Origin of the sequence: Bacteroides sp. RTP31139st1_H2_RTP31139_211217 (genome assembly GCF_040227615.1) — a bacterium.
GTDB classification, from domain to species: Bacteria; Bacteroidota; Bacteroidia; order Bacteroidales; family Bacteroidaceae; genus Bacteroides; species Bacteroides uniformis.
The window spans coordinates 1-2,028 of the sequence record NZ_JBCNZM010000309.1 but is presented as its reverse complement, the minus strand read 5'-3'; the positions used below and the strand labels follow the sequence as shown (position 1 = coordinate 2,028).

At 40.2% G+C, this 2,028-nt stretch carries 4 protein-coding genes; all 4 read left to right on the top strand.

Features of this window, described 5'->3' with window-relative positions; genetic code table 11:
- The first annotated feature begins 180 nt into the window (after positions 1-180).
- Complete coding sequence (locus ABUA47_RS24385) at positions 181-483, top strand: hypothetical protein (protein ID WP_005836695.1); 303 nt, start codon at positions 181-183, stop codon at positions 481-483.
- Between the two features lie 99 nt (positions 484-582).
- Positions 583-912, top strand: coding sequence for a hypothetical protein (locus tag ABUA47_RS24380; protein ID WP_004323450.1), 330 nt, complete (start codon positions 583-585; stop codon positions 910-912).
- A gap of 14 nt (positions 913-926) precedes the next feature.
- Complete coding sequence (locus ABUA47_RS24375; protein WP_005836696.1) at positions 927-1,187, top strand: hypothetical protein; 261 nt, start codon at positions 927-929, stop codon at positions 1,185-1,187.
- 653 nt (positions 1,188-1,840) lie between these two features.
- Positions 1,841-2,028 (top strand): single-stranded DNA-binding protein (locus tag ABUA47_RS24370; protein WP_349832242.1); only part of this gene is annotated, 188 nt, incomplete at its 3' end.

Sequence of the window (2,028 nt, the reverse complement as noted above, 5' to 3'; positions counted from 1 at the left end):
AGGTTGTAACCTGAAGGTTCACTATAAAATCTCCACGCTCCGCTTCGCAGAGGTAGTATTTTGTAGTGAAACCCTGCATACATAGCCATGCCACCTGTTGAAGCGACATAATTTCAATCAAGTCCGAAAGTAAGTGAAATGCTACAGGAGGGAAAGTAACAAACTTAAAACTTAGTATTTATGGCAAATTATGCAACCAACATTTTCCACGCAAGAACGGAAAATAAAACAGACCTCGACAAAATAGAGGATTTCTTGGATGACACTTTCAGCGAATTTACCAATCGATATGGTGATAGTGTAGATGCAGAATTTTCCTCTCGTTGGGTGTATCCAGAAGAAGAAATCAAAAAATTGGTAGAATCGTTGGAGGACAAAGATAAAGTCTATATCAAGATTCTAACCTATGAATTTGAAGACGAGTACGTGAGCTTTAGAATATTCTCTCAGGGAGAATGGAAGGTCAAATTAGTAACTGAATGAGTAGAAGAAGATAAAGTAAAATTATGGTCTATCCTACAGCAAAGAGAGATTATTAAATACTGTGACGAAGTAATTTTTACAATTTTACAACATAGAACCATGACACAGATAGCAATGAAATTCGTCCAATGGGATGTGCCCGAATTGGAAAAACTGAAAGATAGCAAGGTTTACAAATTACGGGAACGTCTTGATAATGGCGACAAGTTGAGTCGGGAAGAAAAAAACTGGCTCACCCGCAATGTGAAAGAGTGCTGCCATTTCAAAAGAGGTATCGCTTTAATGGGCTACCGTTTTGACTTCTCCGATGTTCTCAAACGGTATTTCGTGAAACAACACGGACATATTGCCGAATATTATGCCATTGACAAAACCGCACTACGTTCTGTCCTATATGGTCGAATTGAAGATATAATCGAAGTACAATAAAAATCAAAAGAAGCATGAAAGTAACAATTGAACACAGCTTTTGCCCCTATTGTGACGAGGTAACTGAACTTTATTTCCGAATCATTAACACGATTCTTTTTTCTGGCAATGAGGCGGAATTGCGTGAAAGCATGAGACAGTTGGAGAAAAAAACTCCACTTGATGAGTATTTCACATACGGTTACGGTGCACGACACCTTTGGGTTTGCCAGCGACGCCCCAGCGACAAAACCAAAATATTCGAGTATCGTATTATGATGGTTGAATTTCAATGACACCTTGGACAAATATCATCGACTGGCTGGAATGGAATCACCCATTTCAGCCTTACTTCCATTTTCCTTTTATAACTTTTTCTTTTGGCTGCGCCACTTCCTTTTGTAGAAACCAGCCATTCACGCAAAGCGAATTGGAAACCACTTTGTGAAAAGTCTGGTTCTCCCTGCCGTTTTTCCTTCCAGTTCCATTTTTTTTCGATGCAGATATCACTATCCTCCAAGGATGGGCTGCCTACGCTTCTGTCCACTCTTGGCTGACACATTCCTTATGCAGTGACCTTTTTTCTGATTGGACGGTATTCTGTTTGTTACAGTCTCAATTCAAGCCAGGCATGTCTCGCCTTTGTGCCGACATTTGGCTTTGCTCTTTTTCCTTATCATTACCGGTTTACTTGTTTCCCATTTTCCATAATCGCTTTTTATCGAAGCAATCATCATTTTTCCTCTGCAAAGATAGTATGCCGACGGGAACGACATGGTTGTCTTGACCAATGGCGTAGCCGCCTCAATCTTCCTTTATCGAGCCTTCGATTTTGCCTGTGGCTAAAAATAAAGCGTATTGACGCGCTATCCTTGGCGCATCCCTTAAACGACATCTACTTTTTAGGCAGTGTAAAAATTGATTTAATAACTTCTAAAAGCAATTCAACATGAAAAAGATTGAAAACAATTTCACAGTAACCGGATTCTTAGGTAAAGACGCTGAAATCCGAGAGTTCACCAACAGCAGTGTCGCACGTTTCCCATTGGCCGTAAGCCGTCAGGAAAGGAATGCCGAGGAAACCAACCGCATTTCAGCCTTTATGAATATTGAGACTTGGCGTAAAAACGAGAATAC

Excerpts from the sequence above, each read along its gene's own strand:
- ABUA47_RS24375 (WP_005836696.1), top strand. The coding sequence starts at position 927 with ATGAAAGTAACAATTGAACACAGCTTTTGCCCCTATTGTGACGAGGTA.
- ABUA47_RS24385 (WP_005836695.1), top strand. The coding sequence starts at position 181 with ATGGCAAATTATGCAACCAACATTTTCCACGCAAGAACGGAAAATAAA.
- ABUA47_RS24380 (WP_004323450.1), top strand. The coding sequence starts at position 583 with ATGACACAGATAGCAATGAAATTCGTCCAATGGGATGTGCCCGAATTG.